The 15,851-nt window shown below is 66.0% G+C and carries 18 protein-coding genes and 2 pseudogenes; 16 read left to right on the top strand and 4 right to left on the bottom strand.

Going from position 1 to position 15,851, the window contains the following annotated elements; all coding sequences use genetic code 11:
• Positions 1–18 precede the first annotated feature (18 nt).
• Positions 19–252: a ribbon-helix-helix domain-containing protein gene (locus F3H32_RS14580; protein WP_149766466.1), complete on the bottom strand. Its 234-nt coding sequence runs from the start codon at positions 250–252 to the stop codon at positions 19–21.
• Here F3H32_RS14580 and F3H32_RS14575 point away from each other — a divergent pair.
• The 9 genes and pseudogenes from F3H32_RS14575 (at position 233) to F3H32_RS14535 (ending at position 6,788) form a co-directional block, all read left to right on the top strand.
• A complete protein-coding gene (locus F3H32_RS14575; protein ID WP_223191476.1) occupies positions 233–763 on the top strand; it encodes a DUF2190 family protein in 531 nt (176 codons plus the stop codon). The genes F3H32_RS14580 and F3H32_RS14575 overlap by 20 nt on opposite strands.
• Positions 763–1,077: a head-tail joining protein gene (locus tag F3H32_RS14570; protein WP_149766465.1), complete on the top strand. Its 315-nt coding sequence runs from the start codon at positions 763–765 to the stop codon at positions 1,075–1,077. The genes F3H32_RS14575 and F3H32_RS14570 overlap by 1 nt, the downstream gene beginning before the upstream one ends.
• Complete coding sequence (locus tag F3H32_RS14565; protein ID WP_149766464.1) at positions 1,074–1,697, top strand: DUF6441 family protein; 624 nt, start codon at positions 1,074–1,076, stop codon at positions 1,695–1,697. Before F3H32_RS14570 ends, F3H32_RS14565 begins: the two co-directional genes overlap by 4 nt.
• Positions 1,694–2,122: an acyl-CoA transferase gene (locus tag F3H32_RS14560; protein WP_149766463.1), complete on the top strand. Its 429-nt coding sequence runs from the start codon at positions 1,694–1,696 to the stop codon at positions 2,120–2,122. The genes F3H32_RS14565 and F3H32_RS14560 overlap by 4 nt, the downstream gene beginning before the upstream one ends.
• A gap of 21 nt (positions 2,123–2,143) precedes the next feature.
• Positions 2,144–3,088, top strand: a complete 945-nt coding sequence (locus F3H32_RS14555; RefSeq protein ID WP_149766462.1) for a phage tail tube protein — start codon at positions 2,144–2,146, stop codon at positions 3,086–3,088.
• Positions 3,089–3,090: 2 nt separating this feature from the next.
• Positions 3,091–3,438 (top strand): annotated as a pseudogene (locus F3H32_RS14550) (hypothetical protein); the annotation flags it as partial.
• Positions 3,439–3,611: 173 nt separating this feature from the next.
• Positions 3,612–3,761, top strand: coding sequence for a DUF7697 family protein (locus tag F3H32_RS17955; protein ID WP_223191471.1), 150 nt, complete (start codon positions 3,612–3,614; stop codon positions 3,759–3,761).
• Positions 3,754–6,162 (top strand): tape measure protein, encoded by a 2,409-nt coding sequence (locus tag F3H32_RS14540; RefSeq protein WP_149766460.1) that lies wholly within the window; start codon positions 3,754–3,756, stop codon positions 6,160–6,162. The genes F3H32_RS17955 and F3H32_RS14540 overlap by 8 nt, the downstream gene beginning before the upstream one ends.
• Positions 6,162–6,788 (top strand): DUF2460 domain-containing protein, encoded by a 627-nt coding sequence (locus tag F3H32_RS14535; protein ID WP_149766459.1) that lies wholly within the window; start codon positions 6,162–6,164, stop codon positions 6,786–6,788. Before F3H32_RS14540 ends, F3H32_RS14535 begins: the two co-directional genes overlap by 1 nt.
• Before the next feature lie 2 nt (positions 6,789–6,790).
• Here the strand turns inward: F3H32_RS14535 and F3H32_RS14530 are convergent, their stop codons facing one another.
• Together F3H32_RS14530 and F3H32_RS14525 are read right to left on the bottom strand one after the other, a co-directional pair.
• Complete coding sequence (locus F3H32_RS14530; RefSeq protein WP_223191470.1) at positions 6,791–7,315, bottom strand: GNAT family N-acetyltransferase; 525 nt, start codon at positions 7,313–7,315, stop codon at positions 6,791–6,793.
• A complete protein-coding gene (locus tag F3H32_RS14525) occupies positions 7,303–7,626 on the bottom strand; it encodes a type II toxin-antitoxin system TacA family antitoxin (protein ID WP_223191469.1) in 324 nt (107 codons plus the stop codon). Before F3H32_RS14525 ends, F3H32_RS14530 begins: the two co-directional genes overlap by 13 nt.
• A 48-nt stretch (positions 7,627–7,674) precedes the next feature.
• On the opposite strand from F3H32_RS14525, the gene F3H32_RS14520 reads away from it, so the two are divergent.
• From F3H32_RS14520 to F3H32_RS14490, 7 genes are all read left to right on the top strand, one after another.
• Positions 7,675–8,559, top strand: a complete 885-nt coding sequence (locus F3H32_RS14520) for a DUF2163 domain-containing protein (RefSeq protein ID WP_149766458.1) — start codon at positions 7,675–7,677, stop codon at positions 8,557–8,559.
• On the top strand, positions 8,556–9,029 hold the full coding sequence (locus F3H32_RS14515; RefSeq protein WP_149766457.1) for an NlpC/P60 family protein: 474 nt from the start codon (positions 8,556–8,558) through the stop codon (positions 9,027–9,029). The genes F3H32_RS14520 and F3H32_RS14515 overlap by 4 nt, the downstream gene beginning before the upstream one ends.
• Before the next feature lie 3 nt (positions 9,030–9,032).
• On the top strand, positions 9,033–12,980 hold the full coding sequence (locus tag F3H32_RS14510) for a baseplate multidomain protein megatron (protein ID WP_149766456.1): 3,948 nt from the start codon (positions 9,033–9,035) through the stop codon (positions 12,978–12,980).
• 13 nt (positions 12,981–12,993) lie between these two features.
• A complete protein-coding gene (locus F3H32_RS14505) occupies positions 12,994–13,737 on the top strand; it encodes a DUF2793 domain-containing protein (RefSeq protein ID WP_149766455.1) in 744 nt (247 codons plus the stop codon).
• Positions 13,738–13,756: 19 nt separating this feature from the next.
• Positions 13,757–13,996 carry a hypothetical protein gene (locus F3H32_RS14500; RefSeq protein WP_149766454.1) on the top strand — a complete coding sequence of 80 codons (240 nt, stop codon included), beginning with the start codon at positions 13,757–13,759 and terminating at the stop codon, positions 13,994–13,996.
• A gap of 65 nt (positions 13,997–14,061) precedes the next feature.
• On the top strand, positions 14,062–14,730 hold the full coding sequence (locus tag F3H32_RS14495) for a YcbK family protein (protein WP_149766453.1): 669 nt from the start codon (positions 14,062–14,064) through the stop codon (positions 14,728–14,730).
• On the top strand, positions 14,727–14,966 hold the full coding sequence (locus F3H32_RS14490) for a hypothetical protein (protein ID WP_149766452.1): 240 nt from the start codon (positions 14,727–14,729) through the stop codon (positions 14,964–14,966). The genes F3H32_RS14495 and F3H32_RS14490 overlap by 4 nt, the downstream gene beginning before the upstream one ends.
• Positions 14,967–15,646: 680 nt before the next feature.
• Here F3H32_RS14490 and istB read toward each other — a convergent pair.
• Positions 15,647–15,851: pseudogene (gene istB / locus F3H32_RS14480) on the bottom strand (IS21-like element ISPkr1 family helper ATPase IstB); the annotation flags it as partial.

Raw genomic sequence — 15,851 nt, 5'->3', positions numbered from 1 at the left:
AGATCGCTCAATCCGAGGTTACAGACCTTGGCGGCGGCGGGCCTCAGCCTTGATGTCGGTCATGGTCACACCCTCGGCGCGACCGCTGGCGATGCCTTCGTCCCAAAGCTGGCCGATCATCCGGCGGCTGCGCCATTCGCGCAGGGCCTCGCGCACCACCTCGCTGGAAGAGGCGTAGTCGCCGCTTTTGACCGCGTCTTGTAGCAACGCGGCGTGTTCGTTGGTGATCGAGATGCTGATCTTTGCGGTCATGGGAACCTCCGTCACCGCAAAAGTAGGAGTAAATCGCACCGGACACAAGAAACAGCACCCTGACCCTGACCAGCGCGGGCCGGATCACCCGTCCCGTTCGATCATCATTCCCCCGGTATTGGGAACATCGAAAGGAAATGTCATGAAAAACTTTATTGCGGCGGGAGACTCCATCACGGTCCTCGTGGACGATATCGCCATGGGCACCCCGATCACCGCGGGGACTGGCCAGATCATAGGCGGGATATTCGGTGTCGCTGCCAATAGCACCGGCCCGGTCGATATCGATGATGGCAGTTCAGTCGTTCTAAACCTGACCGGCATCTATGATCTCCCCAAGGCCCCGTCGCAGGCTTGGACCGTCGGCGCAAAGGTCTATTGGGACACGACCAACTACCGCTGCACTAGCGAGGCGGGTTCAAACCCCCTGATCGGCATTGCGGTCCTTGCAGTCGGCGCGACGGCCGCAGAAACCACCGGCCGGGTGCGCCTGAATGGCGTGGCGCTCTGATGACCGCCTTCGCCGCCGCCATAACCCTGATCTTCGCGGATCCCAACATGGCGCTGGACGTGACATGGCTGCCGGGCGGTGTTGCGCCCGGTGCCACCATCCGGGCAATCCGCAAGTCGCCGGATCATCTGACCAGCTATGGCGGCGCGCGGGTCTGGTCCGAGACCGTGCAGATCGACGTGATGGTCGCCGAAACCCCATCGATCGAGGCTGGCGATCATATCGTGATCGAGGGCGAGACATTCGAGATCCAGGGCAAGCCGATGCGCGACCGCGAGCGGTTGGTCTGGACGCTTGATCTGAGGCCCGCATGAAGCTGCGGGTCGAAATCAGCGATATCGCCGCACTGATGGCCGAGGAAGTGCGCGCCGGCGAAAGGGCCGTGCAATTTGCGATCAAGGATGCGGGCGAGGCCCTCAAATCAGCCTGGCGCGCGCAGGTGGTGGGCGCAGGCATGGGCCAGCGGCTGGCCCGGACAATCCGCTCCGAGACTTGGCCGAAGCACAAACACAGCATGAACGCGGCCTCAATGGTCTGGACGCGCGCGCCGGTTCTGATCGATGCCCATGACAGCGGCCCGCTGATCCGGGGCAAAAACGGGTTGTGGCTGGCGATCCCAACCGAGGCCGCCGGGAAGGCCCGCAGCGGCAAACGGCCCACGCCTGACGAATGGCGAGCCAAAACCGGCCTCAAGCTGATCTTTGTCCATCGCCGCGCCGGCCCCAGCCTGCTGATCGCCGAGGCGCGGCTGACTAAGCACGGACGGGCTGTCCCGTCGCGGTCCAAAACCGGGCGCGGGCTCACCTCCGTGCCGATCTTCCTGTTGGTCCCGCAGGTCAGGCTACGCAAGCGACTGGATCTCGAACGCCCCGCGCGGGCCGCTCTCAATGCCCTTCCGGGCGCAATCGTCTCGCGATGGGAACGGAACTCATGACCACAAAACGCGAAACCGTCCTGTCGGCGCTCTTCACGCTGCTGCAGGGACTCGGCGGCGGGGCTACAATCCTGCGCAACGAGGTTCTGCCCGAACGCATCCCGCCCGGCGGGCTTCTGATCCTGCGCGACGGAACGCCTGGCAATGCCGAGGTCACGCTCTCGCCGCTGCGCTATCATTGGCAGCACCGCGCCGAGGTAGAGTTGTTTGTGCGCGGTTCATCGAACCTTGAACTGGCGTTTGATGTGCTGGCCGAGCGCGTCGGGATGGCCATCGCCGCCGACCGGACGCTGGGCGGGGTCTGCGACTGGATCGAGACGGACGCGCCCGAGCCTGCCGATCTGGCCGTCGAGGGCGCGCCGAAGATCAAGGCCGCGGTGCTGATCCTGACCCTGCATTACACCAGCAACGACCCGCTGGCCTAACCCCTACCAAAGGAGACCACCATGGCACGCGCACAAGGCGCGCGGTCGCAACTCGCGGCCGCGTTCGAAACTGTCTATGGCACGGCCCCGGCCAGCGGCTTCACCCGCATGCCCTTCGCGGCCTCAACGCTCAGCGCGGAACAGCCGCTGCTGTCCTCGGAACTGCTGGGCTATGGCCGCGATCCTCTGGCCCCGATCAAGGACGCGATCACCTCCGACGGTGATCTGACCATCCCGATCGATGCCGAAGCGTTCGGGTTCTGGCTCAAGGCCGCCTTCGGTGCCCCGACCACTACCGGCGCATCGCCCGGCCCCTATACCCACGTCTTCCAGTCTGGGAACTGGACCCTGCCGTCCATGGCAATCGAGACCGGCATGCCGGAGGTGCCGCGCTATGCGATGTATACGGGCGTCATGGTCAACCAGCTTAGCTGGACCATGCAGCGGTCGGGGCTGCTGACCGCCATCGCCCAGCTTGTAGCGCAGGGCGAAACCGTCGCCAGCACATCGCAAGCCGGAACGCCGGCCGGCCTCGATCTGATCCGCTTCGGAAACTTCAATGGCTCGATCAAACGCGACGGCGTGCCGCTGGGCAATGTGATCTCGGCGCAGATCACCTATGCCAACAACCTCGACCGGATCGAGACCATCCGCAGCGATGGCATGATTGACGGGGCCAACCCGACCATTGCCGCGCTCACCGGCCAGATCGAGGTCCGCTTTGCCGACATGGTGCTGATGAACCAGGCCATCGCCGGCACCGATTGCGAGTTGGAGTTCGGCTATACGCTGATCTCCGGCGAAAGCCTCACGTTCACCGCACATGCGGTCTATCTGCCCCGCCCCCGTGTCGAGATCAGCGGGCCGCAGGGCGTGCAGGCCACGTTTGACTGGCAGGCCGCCCGCGACCCCGACACCGGCCGCATGTGCACCATCACACTCACCAATGATATTGCGAGTTACTGACCATGATCCGTCTGAACCTGTCTGCCGAGCCGCGCTGGCTCGATCTGCTGCCCGGCCTGCGACTGCAGGTGGCCCCGGTTACCACCGCGATCATGGCCTCGGCCCGCGCCGATGCCAGCCTTGAGGGGCTGGACGAAGATGCGCCGAAGGAGGTGCTGGCGGTTGCCATGGCGCAGGCCGTCGCCCGCCGCGTCGTCACCGATTGGGAGGGCGTCGGCGATGATGAGGGCGCGCCCCTTCCGGTGACGCCGGAAGGGATCGACGCGCTGCTGAACATCTGGCCGGTGTTCGAGGCGTTTCAGGAGCAGGTTCTGGGGCCGCATCTGGTTTTGGAATCAGAAAAAAACGGCTGACCGCCCTCGCCGAATGGCATTTCGGCGGGGGCGATCGGTATTGCGAGGCCTGCCCTGCGCGCTGCGATGATTGCCCGGCGCGGCTGAACCAGCCCCAGACGCATGAGGGCTGGCAGGTCTGGGATCTGGTCGGCCGGATCGGCGGGCAGACACGGGCAATCCCCGGCGCGATGCTGGGCTGGGATATGGGCGCGGCGCTGGATATGGGCCGCGCCCTTGGCATTTCGCCGCTGGCGGTCGCCGAACTGCTGCCGGTGATCGAGACAATCATGGTCCGCAAAACCAACGAGCAGATCAACAAGGAAGGCGGCGATGGCTGAAAAGAAGGTTTCCGTTCGGCTGGTGGCCGAGAACGGCCGCCGCGTCCGGGCGGAACTGGAAGGCATCGGCGATGCCGGCGCGCGCAGCTTCCAGAAGCTGACGAAGGAGGTGGATGCCACCGGCGTCATGCTGCGCCGGCTGGCTGGCATTGCGGCCGGGGCGTTCTCGATCCGGCAGGTGGTGCAATATGCCGACACCTGGACCGATCTGCGCTCGCGGGTCGATCTGGCCACCGGATCGCAGAAAAAGGGCGCGGCCGTCATGGAACGGCTGGCCGATATGGCCCGGCGCACCTATTCCAGCCTCGACCAGACAACCGAGTCGTGGATCTCGAACAGCACCGCGCTACGCGAGTTGGGCCTGTCCACCGCCGAAAGCCTCGATTTTACCGAGGCGCTGAACAACGCCATGGTCGTTTCCGGCGCGCGGGCGGAACGCGCGTCGGCGGTTCAATATGCGCTGTCTAAGGCCATGGCGACCGGAACCCTGCGCGGCGAGGAACTCAACCGGATCATCGAGAGCGGCGGCAGGCTGGCCGAACTGCTGGCGGCCGAACTCGGCACCACGGTTTCCGGCCTGCGCCAGTTGGGGCCGCAGAACAAAATCACCGGCGATGTGATCCGCACGGCGCTGGTCGGCAATCTGGAATTGCTGCGCGAGGAAGCCGACAGCATGCCCGCCACCATCGGCGATGCCTTCACGCTGATCGGCAACGCCGCGCTTCGGCTGATCGGTTCATGGGACGCGCTTCTGGGCGCATCCTCGATGGTCGCGGATGTGCTGATCATGGTGGCCGACAACCTCGAACGGCTAGCCTCGATCGGGGTGGCCTTCGCAGCCTTTATGGCCGGGCGCTGGGTCGCGGCCTTCGTCGCGGCCCGCATCGCCACGTTCAGCCTCGCCACCGCGCTGACCGCCCTGCGCACCGCCCTGATCCGCACAGGGATCGGTGCGGCCATCGTGGCGGCCGGCGAGTTGATCCACCAATTCAGCAAGCTGGTCTCGGCGGTCGGCGGGATCGGTGAGGCGTTCCGGCTGCTGGGCGGTCTCGCGCGCGAGGTCGGGCAGCGTATCGGCACCTCGTTTCAAGCGGCTTTTGCGCTGCTCGGCGCGGCATGGGAAGGCTATCGCGCGCTGGTATTCACGGTTCTGGAGGCCATCGTGAAGGGCACGGCGAGCGCCGTGGACCGATATATCGCGATCTGGGCGGGCGCGTTTGAGGCGGTCAAGGCGGTCTGGGGCAAGCTGCCCGGTGCCATCGGTGACTTTGCCTTTCAGGCGGCGAACGGGCTGATCGCAGGCGTCGAGGCAATGCTGAACGGCGTCGTGACCCGGATCAATAATTTCATCGGCGGGATCAACAACGCTCTGTCCATGCTGCCCGATTGGGCGGTCGGCGAAGGCGGCGCGCAGATCGGGCTGCTGGACCCGTTCAATCTCGGACGGATCACCAACCCGTTTGAAGGCGGGGCCTCTGCTGCCGGATCTTCGGCCGCCGAGGCATTCAGCGCCGCATTCGGCCAGACCTATATCGAGGCCCCCGATCTGTTCGGCGGCCTCGCCGATCAGGCAAGCGCCGCAGCGGCCGGCTATCTCGTTGCGGCCGGCGAACTGGCAGCCGCGACGGTTGCGCCGCTGGAAAGCTGGCAGGCGCTTCAGGATGCGGTCGCAACCACCGGCGAGGACGGGGCCGACGCCCTGGACGATGCCGCAGGTGCGGCTGATCGTGTGGCGGGGGCGCTGGACAAGGCTGGCGGTGCCGCAGGGCGCGCGGGCGCGTCTGGCAAAAAAGCAGGCCGGGACACAAAAAAAGGCGCGGATGAGGCGAAACTCGGCTGGGATGCGGTCGCGGCCTCGCTCTCCGACTATGCCGACAAGGCCCAGAACATCGGCGGCGATATCGGCAGCGCCCTGGTGAACGCATTTCAGGGTGCTGAAAACGCGATCGGCGAGTTCGTCAAGACTGGGAAGCTGTCGTTCAGCGACCTCGTAACCTCGATGCTGGCCGATATGGCAAAGCTGGGCGCGCGGCGCTTCCTGCTCGGCCCGCTGGCCGGCGTCCTGTCCGGGTTCATGCCGGGCCTCGGCGGCCTGTCGGCCAGCATCCTGCATTCCGGTGGGATGGTCGGCAGCAGCGGGCCGAGCCGTATGGTTCCGGCCATGGCATTTGCAGGCGCGCCCCGCATGCACAACGGCGGCTGGGCGGGGCTGCGTTCGGATGAGGTGCCCGCGATCCTGCAGAAGGGCGAGCGGGTTCTCTCGCGCCGCGAGGCGGCGGGCTATGGGCAGGGCGTCACCGTCAATATCGCTGCGCGCGATGCAGAGTCGTTCCGCCAGTCCCGCGCCCAGATCGGGGCCGATATCGCCCGCGCCGTCGCGATGGGCCGGAGAGGTATGTAATGGCGTTTCACGATATCCGGTTCCCGGACAACATCAGCCGGGGCGCTCGGGGCGGGCCAGAGCGGCGCACCCAGATCGTTGAACTGGCCTCGGGCGACGAAGAGCGCAACGCGTCATGGGCGAACAGCCGGCGGCGCTATGACGTGTCCTATGGCATCCGCCGCACTGACGATCTGGCCGCCGTCGTGGCTTTCTTCGAGGCCCGCAACGGGCGGCTGCATGGGTTCCGGTTCAAGGACTGGTCGGATTACAAATCCTGCGCACCATCGGGCATGCCGGCCGCAACAGATCAGGTGATCGGCACCGGCGATGGCAGCCAGACCGAGTTTCAGCTTGTGAAGCGATACACCTCTGGCGCGCAAACTTGGGTCCGCACGATCACCAAGCCGGTGGCGGGCAGCAGCATCATCGCGGTGAATGGCTCGCCCTTGGCATCGGGCTGGACCTTGGACAGCGCCACCGGGATCGTAACCTTCTCCGCAGCCCCCGGCCCTAGCATCGCCATCACCGCCGGCTTTGAATTTGATGTGCCGGTGCGCTTTGACAGCGATGCGCTCGACGTGACGCTTGATATCGAGCGGCTCGGCTCGATCACCTCAATCCCGCTCGTGGAAATCCGCCGGTGATATCAGCCCTCGCCAATCAGCGCCCGCGCGTCCTTGATGCGCAGAAACAGCGTCATCGGCTCCAGCACCGTCTCGGCAAAACCGGCCTCGATGTAGAAAGCCTTGGCGCGATCATTCAGGGCGTGAACCAGAATGGCGGCGATGCCCACCTCATGCGCCGCCGCCGTGATCCGCAGCACCGCATCGCGCAGAAGGGCCCGGCCGAGACCATTGCCCTGCTCGGACACATCCACCGCCAAACGCCCCAGCACGATGACCGGGATCGGGTCGGGCATGTTCTGCCGCAGTCTGCGCGGTGCCAGATCATGGCTGACCGATCCGGCCGCCAAGGCATAGAAGCCCACAACCCGCTGGTCCCGGCACAGCACATAGGTCCGCGACGCGCCAGACACATGGTTGGCGCGGGCCTTGCGTTTCAGCCAAGTATCAAGTGTCGGTGCCCCGGATGCGAAGTTGTCGATCAGATGATCGTCACTCAGCGGCTCGGGCGCTCGCAAGGGCTGCATATCCCGCGTCACGTCTCCCATGGCGCGGGGGTGGCCAGCAGCTTGCGCAGCCGTTCATTCGGCGCAGGCGGGGCATCGAGCTGTGCCATGAAGGCGCTGAACTGCGCGGCGTCCAGCCGGAATGCGGTGCGGTCGAGCAACGCATCCTCAGCCGCCTGGCGACTGGCCTCCATCATGAATTCCGAGCGATTCTTGCCGAGGGCCGCTGCGGCACGGTCGATCAGATCGCGGTCACGCGGGGTGACGCGAAGATTGATCAGCGAGCGACGCGGGGCGTCCTCCTTGGATGTCACGGCGACCATGGCGCGCCCTCCTGCGATGAACTGAACCATAATGTAAAGACACACGCTTTACATTTCAAGCTGCGACTGGACCAGACGATGAAAACCCTCTCCCCTGCCCTGCAGGCGCATCTGGACGATGGCACGACCACGCTGGCGTGGTGCTGGAGGATCACCCGCGCTGATGGAATGACCCTCGGCTTTACCGATCACGACCGGGCGCTGGCCTTTGGCGGCACAGATTATGAGCCGGAAAGCGGGCTGACCGCATCGGAAATCCGCGCCGGGTCCGATCTGTCGGTGGATTCGCAGGATGCCGAAGGCGCGCTGACCTCGGATCGGATCACCGAGACCGATATTATCGACGGGCGTTGGGACAATGCGCTGGTCGAGGTCTGGCGGGTGAACTGGAATGCGCCCGGCCAGCGGGTGCTGATCCGGCGGGGCGCGATCGGTGAATTGCGGCGCGGCCGGGCGTCATTCGTGGCCGAGGTTCGCTCCATGGCGCATGTTCTGGGCCAGACGCTGGGCCGGGTCTATCAGGGCACTTGTGACGCCGCGCTGGGCGATGCGCGCTGCGGCGTCAATCTCAATGACCCAGCCTATAGCGGCGCAGGCGTGGTGGTCGATCCCATCCGCGACCGGGCCTTCACAGCCTCTGGAATCAGTGGGTTTGCCAATGGCTGGTTCGCCTTCGGGCATCTGGAATGGACCGCCGGGCCGAATTCAGGCCGCGCGGCCGAGATCATGCTGCATGAACTGGCCTCGGGCGTGGTCACGATCACGCTGCTGGAAGCGCCCGTGCGCGCGATCGACACGGGGCACGGGTTCACGATCCGCGCCGGCTGCGACAAACGCGCCGAGACCTGCGCGGCCAAATTCGCCAATATCGTCAATTTCCGGGGCTTCCCGCATATTCCGGGGCAGGACACGGTTCTGCGTTACGCCTCAGCCGATGGCGGCCATGAAGGGGCCGTCCTGTGAGGCCCGCCGATCCTCGACGCGTCATTGCCGCCGCACGCGGCTGGCTGGGCACGCCCTATCACGATCAGGCCAGCGTCCGGGGCGTTGGCTGCGACTGCCTCGGGCTGGCGCGCGGCATCTGGCGCGAGGTGGTCGGGTCCGAGACCCTGCCCGTCCCGCCCTACAGCCGCGATTGGGGCGAGACCGGCACCCGCGAGATGCTGGCCGACAGCGCCGCGCGGGTGATGATCCACATCGACCCGATTGATGCCAGCCCCGGCGCGGTGGTCCTGTTTCGCATGCGCGCGGGCGCCATCGTCAAACATGTCGGGATCCTGACCGGGCCTGACAGCTTCATCCACAGCTATGAGCGGCTCGGCGTGATCGAGGAACCGCTGACCGCGGCATGGCGCAGGCGCATTGCCTTCGCCTTCCTGTTTCCGCGCCCGGCCACGAGTTCAGTCTCGGCCCGGCGCAAGAAGAAATCCTGATCCATGGCAACCATTGTTCTCGGCGCAGTCGGCGCGTCCATTGGCGGCGGATTTGGCGGCGCAATCCTCGGATTTTCCGGCGCAGCCATCGGCGGCATGATCGGCTCGACCATCGGCTCGATGGTGGACAGTTGGATCGTCTCGGCGCTGGCCCCCGGCCAGAAGATCGAGGGGCAGCGCATGAACAGCCTGCGCATGACTTCGGCGACCGAGGGCGTCGTGATCCCGCGCCTTTATGGGCGCATGCGGCTGGGCGGAAATATCATCTGGGCCACCGATTTCCGCGAGGAAGCCAATACCAGCCGCCAAGGCGGCGGCAAGGGCGGCGGGCCGAAGGTCACCACCACCGAATACACCTATTTCGCCAGCTTTGCCGTGGGATTGTGCGAGGGACCGATCACCGGCATCGGTCGCATCTGGGCCGATGGCGAGGTGGTCGATCTCAGCGACCTGACATGGCGCTGGTATTCGGGCGACGAAACGCAGACCCCGGATCCCTTCATTGCGGCGAAGATGGGCGCGGGCCATGCCCCAGCCTATCGCGGCACCGCCTATGCCGTATTCGAGGAACTGCCGCTGGCGCGTTTCGGCAACCGCCTGCCGCAACTGTCCTTCGAGGTGTTCCGGCCACTGGCCGATGATGACACGGCCGAGGGGATCGTGCCGGCCGTCACCATCATTCCGGCCTCTGGCGAGTTTGCCTATGCGACCAGCACCGTGCGCAAGGGAGAGGGCGGCGACAGCGCGGCCGAGAACGTGAACGCCATGGCCGGCAGCGCCGATATGGCGGTCTCGCTCGACCGGCTGGAATTCATGGTGCCGGCCATTGAGAGCGCCTCGCTGGTGGTGTCGTGGTTCGGTGATGATCTGCGGGCGGGGAACTGTTCGATCCGGCCCAAGGTCGAAATGGCCGAGAAAACCACGACGCCGGAATGGCAGGTGAACGGGATCGGGCGCAGCGCCGCACAGGTGGTCAGCCATCAGGACGGCAAGCCCGTCTATGGCGGAACCCCGGCAGATTTTTCGGTTGTCGAGGCGATCCGCGACATGAAGGCGCACGGGCTTCGGGTGACCTTCTATCCGTTCCTGATGCTCGACGTGCCGGCCGGTAACACCCTACCTGATCCCTACAGCGACAATGCCGCCGCCATCGGCCAGCCGGTGCTGCCTTGGCGGGGGCGGATTACCTGCTCGCCCGCCGCTGGCTTCGCGGGGACCGTGGACAAGACCGGCCCGGCCGCCGCGCAGGTTGCCGCCTTCTTCGGCAATGCACAGCCTTCGGATTTCTCGGTTTCCGGCGAAAATGTGACATGGATCGGCGGCGCGGATTGGGGCTTTCGCCGCATGATCCTGCATTACGCCCACCTCTGCGCGGCGGCGGGCGGCGTGGACGCCTTCCTGATCGGCTCGGAAATGCGCGGGCTGACCCAGATCAGGTCCGGGGCTGCGACCTATCCGGCTGTGCAGCAATTCTGCGATCTGGCCGGTGCCGTGCGGTCGATCCTTGGGCCGGGCACCAAGATCAGCTATGCCGCCGACTGGTCGGAATATTTCGGGCACCATCCCCAGGACGGCAGCGGCGACGTGTTTTTCCACCTCGACCCGCTCTGGGCGGATGCCAATGTCGACTTCATCGGAATCGACAATTACATGCCGCTCAGCGACTGGCGCGACGGCTGGGATCACGCGGACGCGCAGGCATGGCCCTCGATCTACGACCGCGCCTATCTGCAGAGCAACATCGCCGGTGGCGAGGGGTTTGATTGGTTCTATGCCAGCGAGGCCAACCGGATCAGCCAGACCCGGACGGCCATCACAGACGGCGTAGGCAAGCCTTGGGTGTTCCGCTTCAAGGATATCCGCGCGTGGTGGTCAAACCCGCACCACAACCGCCCCGGCGGCAGCGAGGCCGCATCGCCGACCGCATGGGTGCCGCAGTCAAAGCCGATCTGGTTCACGGAACTCGGCTGCCCGGCCGTGGATCGCGGCACCAACCAGCCCAACGTGTTCTACGACCCGAAATCCTCCGAGTCGTTTTTCCCGCATTTCTCGCGGGGCTGGCGCGACGATGCGATCCAGCGGGCCTATCTGGAAGCGACCTATCTGTTCTGGAAGGATCCGGCCAATAACCCGGCCTCGACCGGATATGCCGGGCGCATGGTTAATGTCGCCGAGTGCGCTGCCTGGACATGGGATGCGCGGCCCTATCCGTTCTTCCCCGAATTGTCGGACCTCTGGGCCGATGGCGAGAACTGGCGGCTGGGTCACTGGCTGACCGGCCGGCTGGGTGCGGTGTCGCTGGCGGCGCTGGTGCGCCACCTCTGCCTGCGGGCCGGGCTTCACGATGCGTGGATCGATGTCTCAAACCTGACCGGCGCGGTGGACGGATATGTAATCTCGGCGCTGGAATCGCCTCGGACCTCGATCACCATGCTGGCGCGGCATTTCGGGTTTGATGCGGTCGAGAGCGAGGGCCGGATCCGCTTCGTGATGCGGGGCAGCGCCCCGGTGGCGGTGATCGCGCCCGATGCCATGGTGTCCGCCGGATCGGGCGATGTGATGGACCTGACGCGCGGGCAGGAAACCGAACTGCCGCAGGCCCTGAAATGGCAGGTCGCGCGCGCCGACGAGGATTATGACGGCATCACCGTCGAATCCCGCCGCATCACGCCTCAAAGCAGCCGGGTCTCATCCGACAGCTTCCCGATGGCGGTGCCGCCCGAGGAAGCCGATCGGCGCTGCCGCCGGGCGCTGATGGAGGCATGGGTCGGCCGCGAGACCGGATCCTTCCGGCTGCCGCCCTCCATGCTGGCGCTGGATCCGGCTGATGTGATTCTGCTCGATCATGACGGGAGGCTGGCGGAAATGCGCATCCTGACCGCATCGGATGCCGAGGCGCGCGGGATCGAGACCATCCGTCAGGACCGCGCCGCCTATGATCTGCCGCCGGGCAGCCCGCGCGCGGCGCATCTGGCCCGGCCGGTGGTGTTCGGCGCGCCGTTGGTGGAGATCATGGATCTGCCGCAACTGCGCGAGGATCATGCGCCACACCACCCGCTGATCGCGGCCTATGCGCGGCCGTGGCCCGGTGAGATGGCCGCATATCGCAGCCCCGAGGATTCGGGATTCGAGTTGCTGACCACGTTCAGCAGCCGGGCGCGCATCGGTGCTCTGGTCTCGGATCTCTATGCCGGGCCAACCTCGCGCTTCGATCATGGCAACTCGGTCTATCTGGAACTGCTGACCGGCACGCTGGAAAGCGTGACCGACCTGCGGCTGTTCGGCGGCGAGAACGCCTTGGCCATCGAGCAGCCCGGCGGGGCCTGGGAGATCCTGCAATTCAGCGCGGCCGAGCTGCTGGCACCCAGCCGCTATCGCCTCTCGCGCCTGCTGCGCGGTCAGCGGGGCACCGATGCGGATATGGCCCCGATGGTGCCAACCGGCGCGCAGGTGGTGGTGCTGGATGCGGCGCTGGCCCCGCTGCCGGTCAACGAGGCCGATCTGGGCCTGCCGTGGAACTGGCGCATCGGCCCGGCGGCAAAGCCAGTCAGCGACGACAGCTATACCGCCCTGCCCTTCACCCCGCGCGGCGTCGGGCTGCGGCCGTTCTCGGCGGTCCATGTCGAACAGCCATGGCGCAGATCGCGGGTGCCCGGTGATCTGACCATCCGCTGGGTGCGGCGCGATCGATCGCTGGCGGCGGATAACTGGAACGCGGTCGAGGTGCCCCTCTCCGAAGCCAGCGAGTCTTGGCAGGTCGAGATCCTCGACGGGGCAACCGTCAAGAGATCCTTGACCACTGCGACCAACGCCGCCGTTTACACCGCCGCGCAGCAGGTTGCCGATTGGGGCGCGCTGCTCGGCCCCGGCGCATCGCTCACCATCAGCATTGCCCAGATCGGGCAGGCCTTCGGCGTGGGCGCGGCCCCCGTCACCACTCTCTGGTTCTAAGCAGGAGACCTCCATGCCTGACACAACAGCGCACCTCGCGCTGCCCTTCATCATGGCCGCACAGGCCCAGAAGCACATCACCCATAACGAGGCCCTGCAGCTGCTCGACGGCATCGTGCAGCTTGCGGTTCTGGACCGCGACCGGGCCGCGCCGCCCGCCAGCCCGGCCGAGGGCGACCGCTATATTCCGGCCAGTGGCGCGACGGGCGCATGGGCGGGCTGGGACGGCAGCATTGCCTATTGGATCGACGGCGCCTGGATGCGGATCTTGCCCGCGCCCGGCTGGCTGGCCTGGATCGAGGCGGAAGCGCAGCTGGTGGTCTGGACCGGCAGCACCTGGCTCCCGGTGGTCGATGCCATGGGTTTCATCGCGCAAGCCGCCGCCGTGGCCGTTGCGAAAGAGGCAAACGGCGCCAGCACCGGCATGGCGGTGCGGGAGGAAACTCTCACCGGCCTTTCCGGCGCCTCGGTCGAGAGCACCATCCGGATCCCGAACCGCGCCATCGTGCTGGGGGTCTCGACGCGCACCATCACCGCGGTGCTGGGCGCCAGTTCCTATGATTGCGGCATCGCCGGCGAGCCTTCCAAATTCGGCGGCTCGCTCGGCGTGGCCGTGGGCAGCAGCAATATCGGCGTCATCGGCCCCACCGCCTTCTATACCGACACGCCCGTGCGTCTCACCGCCAATGGCGGCGGTTTCACCGGCGGATCGGTGCGCATCGCCATCCATTACCTGACCTGCGGCGCGCCGGGTTGAGCCCATGGGAGAGGACTTCATGGACACCATCCGCGACTGGTGGGGCGCGATCATGGCGGCGACCGGTCTCGGCGTCTGGCTGATCCGCCTTGAGGGTGCCAGCAAGACGGCGCTGCGCGAAGTCGAACGGCTGGAAAAGCAACTCGACGCCGACCGCAAGGCCATCTCCGAGACCCGCCGCGAACAGAACGAGATGCTCCGCGAGATGCGCGCCGACATCAAACGCCTGCTGGAACGCAGCGGACCCGCCCGAGACTGAACCTCCCCACAATCCAATCAGCCCAGCCCCGCCATCGCGCGGGTTTTTTCTTTTGGAGAGACAGCATGAGTTTCTATCAGCACTGGCAAAATGTTCCGGCGAATGCCTGGCACTGGCCGAATTTCTCACCGGCCGAGATCGCCTGTCGCGGCACCGGCAGGATCCAGATCAATGAGGATGCGCTGGACAGGCTGCAGGAGTTGCGCGTGACTTTGGGCAAGCCGCTGATCGTGAACTCGGCCTATCGCAGCCCCGAACACAACAGGCGCATCGGCGGGGCCAAGGCATCGAAACACCTCGACGGCACTGCCTTCGATATCTCGATGGCGAACCACGACCCGGAGACCTTCATCGCCGCCGCCCGCAAGGCCGGGTTCAAGGGTGTCGGCACCTATCCCCGCTCCAATTTCGTCCATATCGACACCGGCCCTGCCCGGGTCTGGGGTGAGCCCTTCCCGGCGCGCGTCAGCCGCTTCGCGCCGGATGCTGCCCCGGCCCGCGAGCACCTGGCCGACAGCCGCACCATGAAGGGCGGCGGGGCCGCAGGCGTTGGCACGGTGGGCGCGGCTGGCGTCGAGGTGGTGCGTGATGCGCTGGCCGAGGCGCAGGGCGCGGTGCAACCGCTAATCGGTCACCTCGACACGCTGCGCTGGCTCTTCGTCGCGCTGGCATTGGGCGGCATTACGGTGACGATCTATGCCCGGCTGGACGACTGGAAACGGGGGCGGCGATGATCGCCGTTCTCGCCTCGCTGTGGTGGCGGACTTTGCCCTGGCTGGCCCTGGCCGCCGCCATCCTGCTCTTCATCCTCGGCGCGCGCCGAACCGGCGAGAAAGCCGGGCGCGCGGCCGAGCGGCTGGAAAACTTTGAGAGGACGAACAATGCGCGTCAAAGGATGCTGGAGGCCGGGGCTGATGGCCCTCGCGACCGTGATGATCTCCTTGACCGGCTGCGCGAGGGTCGCTTCTGACCACGTCGCCTGCCCGCCCGTGGTTGAGTATCCCGCCGCGTTCCAGCGCCGCGCGGCCGCAGAGGTCGAGGCGCTGCCGACCGGGTCGGCACTCGAGACCATGCTAGCCGATTATCACGTCCTGCGACGCCAGGCAGCAGCTTGCAGGTGAAGGCCGGGCCGGGCATCAGCCGGCAGGAAGCACTGAGCGCCTCGACCGCAGCAGCGCGCCCGGCCCGGTTCACGGGTTTCACGGTTTCAAAAAACGGCAGGGATTCGCTGCAGGCCGATGATCGCACGGGATGCCCGATCTGTCGCGCATGAAAATGGGCACAGTTGTGCACTTAGCCTGTGCCATCGCGGCGATCTGTCCTCCAATTGTGGAGGGTGTTGCCGGAGGCAGACACCGGCGACTCCATCGCGCCTCAGACAGATGGCTTCCGGTGCCTCGCGGAAGTAGGCGTATCAAAATATTCACACGCTGAATGAACGTATGAATATTTTTGACTGATTGACTTCAGCATGATACGAAAGGGCGTCGAGTATAAGAAAAGGGCGAATCACCGTTGGATGTCAATCGGCACGCAACTTTGACCCCCTTTCGGCGCCCAATAATGACCCCGCTTGGTCAGCACGGGTAGCTGGCCCGATGCGGTGTAGCCTCCATACAGCGCAACCGGATCGGGCCAGCGGCGTCTCGGTCATTCCCGCGTCTTGAAGCGCCAGCTCTCGTTGCCGGTCTCGACGATGTCACAGTGATGGGTCAGTCGGTCGAGGAGCGCCGTTGTCATCTTCGCGTCTCCGAAGACGGTCGGCCATTCGCCGAAGTCGAGGTTCGTCGTCACGATGATCGAGGTGCGTTCGTAAAGGCGACTGATGAGGTGGAACAGGAGCTGGCCACCCGTC

Source organism: Paracoccus thiocyanatus, assembly GCF_900156255.1.
Lineage (GTDB): Bacteria > Pseudomonadota > Alphaproteobacteria > Rhodobacterales > Rhodobacteraceae > Paracoccus > Paracoccus thiocyanatus.
Note: the sequence above shows the minus strand (reverse complement) of the source record. Positions and strands in the feature narration are given on the sequence as shown.

What these genes read in the sequence shown, in the direction of transcription:
- F3H32_RS14575 (WP_223191476.1), top strand. Translation starts at nt 233, where the DNA reads ATGCTGATCTTTGCGGTCATGGGAACCTCCGTCACCGCAAAAGTAGGA.
- F3H32_RS14580 (WP_149766466.1), bottom strand. Translation starts at nt 252, where the DNA reads ATGACCGCAAAGATCAGCATCTCGATCACCAACGAACACGCCGCGTTG.
- F3H32_RS14570 (WP_149766465.1), top strand. Translation starts at nt 763, where the DNA reads ATGACCGCCTTCGCCGCCGCCATAACCCTGATCTTCGCGGATCCCAAC.
- F3H32_RS14565 (WP_149766464.1), top strand. Translation starts at nt 1,074, where the DNA reads ATGAAGCTGCGGGTCGAAATCAGCGATATCGCCGCACTGATGGCCGAG.
- F3H32_RS14560 (WP_149766463.1), top strand. Translation starts at nt 1,694, where the DNA reads ATGACCACAAAACGCGAAACCGTCCTGTCGGCGCTCTTCACGCTGCTG.
- F3H32_RS14555 (WP_149766462.1), top strand. Translation starts at nt 2,144, where the DNA reads ATGGCACGCGCACAAGGCGCGCGGTCGCAACTCGCGGCCGCGTTCGAA.
- F3H32_RS17955 (WP_223191471.1), top strand. Translation starts at nt 3,612, where the DNA reads ATGCTGGGCTGGGATATGGGCGCGGCGCTGGATATGGGCCGCGCCCTT.
- F3H32_RS14540 (WP_149766460.1), top strand. Translation starts at nt 3,754, where the DNA reads ATGGCTGAAAAGAAGGTTTCCGTTCGGCTGGTGGCCGAGAACGGCCGC.
- F3H32_RS14535 (WP_149766459.1), top strand. Translation starts at nt 6,162, where the DNA reads ATGGCGTTTCACGATATCCGGTTCCCGGACAACATCAGCCGGGGCGCT.
- F3H32_RS14530 (WP_223191470.1), bottom strand. Translation starts at nt 7,315, where the DNA reads ATGGGAGACGTGACGCGGGATATGCAGCCCTTGCGAGCGCCCGAGCCG.
- F3H32_RS14525 (WP_223191469.1), bottom strand. Translation starts at nt 7,626, where the DNA reads ATGGTTCAGTTCATCGCAGGAGGGCGCGCCATGGTCGCCGTGACATCC.
- F3H32_RS14520 (WP_149766458.1), top strand. Translation starts at nt 7,675, where the DNA reads ATGAAAACCCTCTCCCCTGCCCTGCAGGCGCATCTGGACGATGGCACG.
- F3H32_RS14510 (WP_149766456.1), top strand. Translation starts at nt 9,033, where the DNA reads ATGGCAACCATTGTTCTCGGCGCAGTCGGCGCGTCCATTGGCGGCGGA.
- F3H32_RS14505 (WP_149766455.1), top strand. Translation starts at nt 12,994, where the DNA reads ATGCCTGACACAACAGCGCACCTCGCGCTGCCCTTCATCATGGCCGCA.
- F3H32_RS14500 (WP_149766454.1), top strand. Translation starts at nt 13,757, where the DNA reads ATGGACACCATCCGCGACTGGTGGGGCGCGATCATGGCGGCGACCGGT.
- F3H32_RS14495 (WP_149766453.1), top strand. Translation starts at nt 14,062, where the DNA reads ATGAGTTTCTATCAGCACTGGCAAAATGTTCCGGCGAATGCCTGGCAC.
- F3H32_RS14490 (WP_149766452.1), top strand. Translation starts at nt 14,727, where the DNA reads ATGATCGCCGTTCTCGCCTCGCTGTGGTGGCGGACTTTGCCCTGGCTG.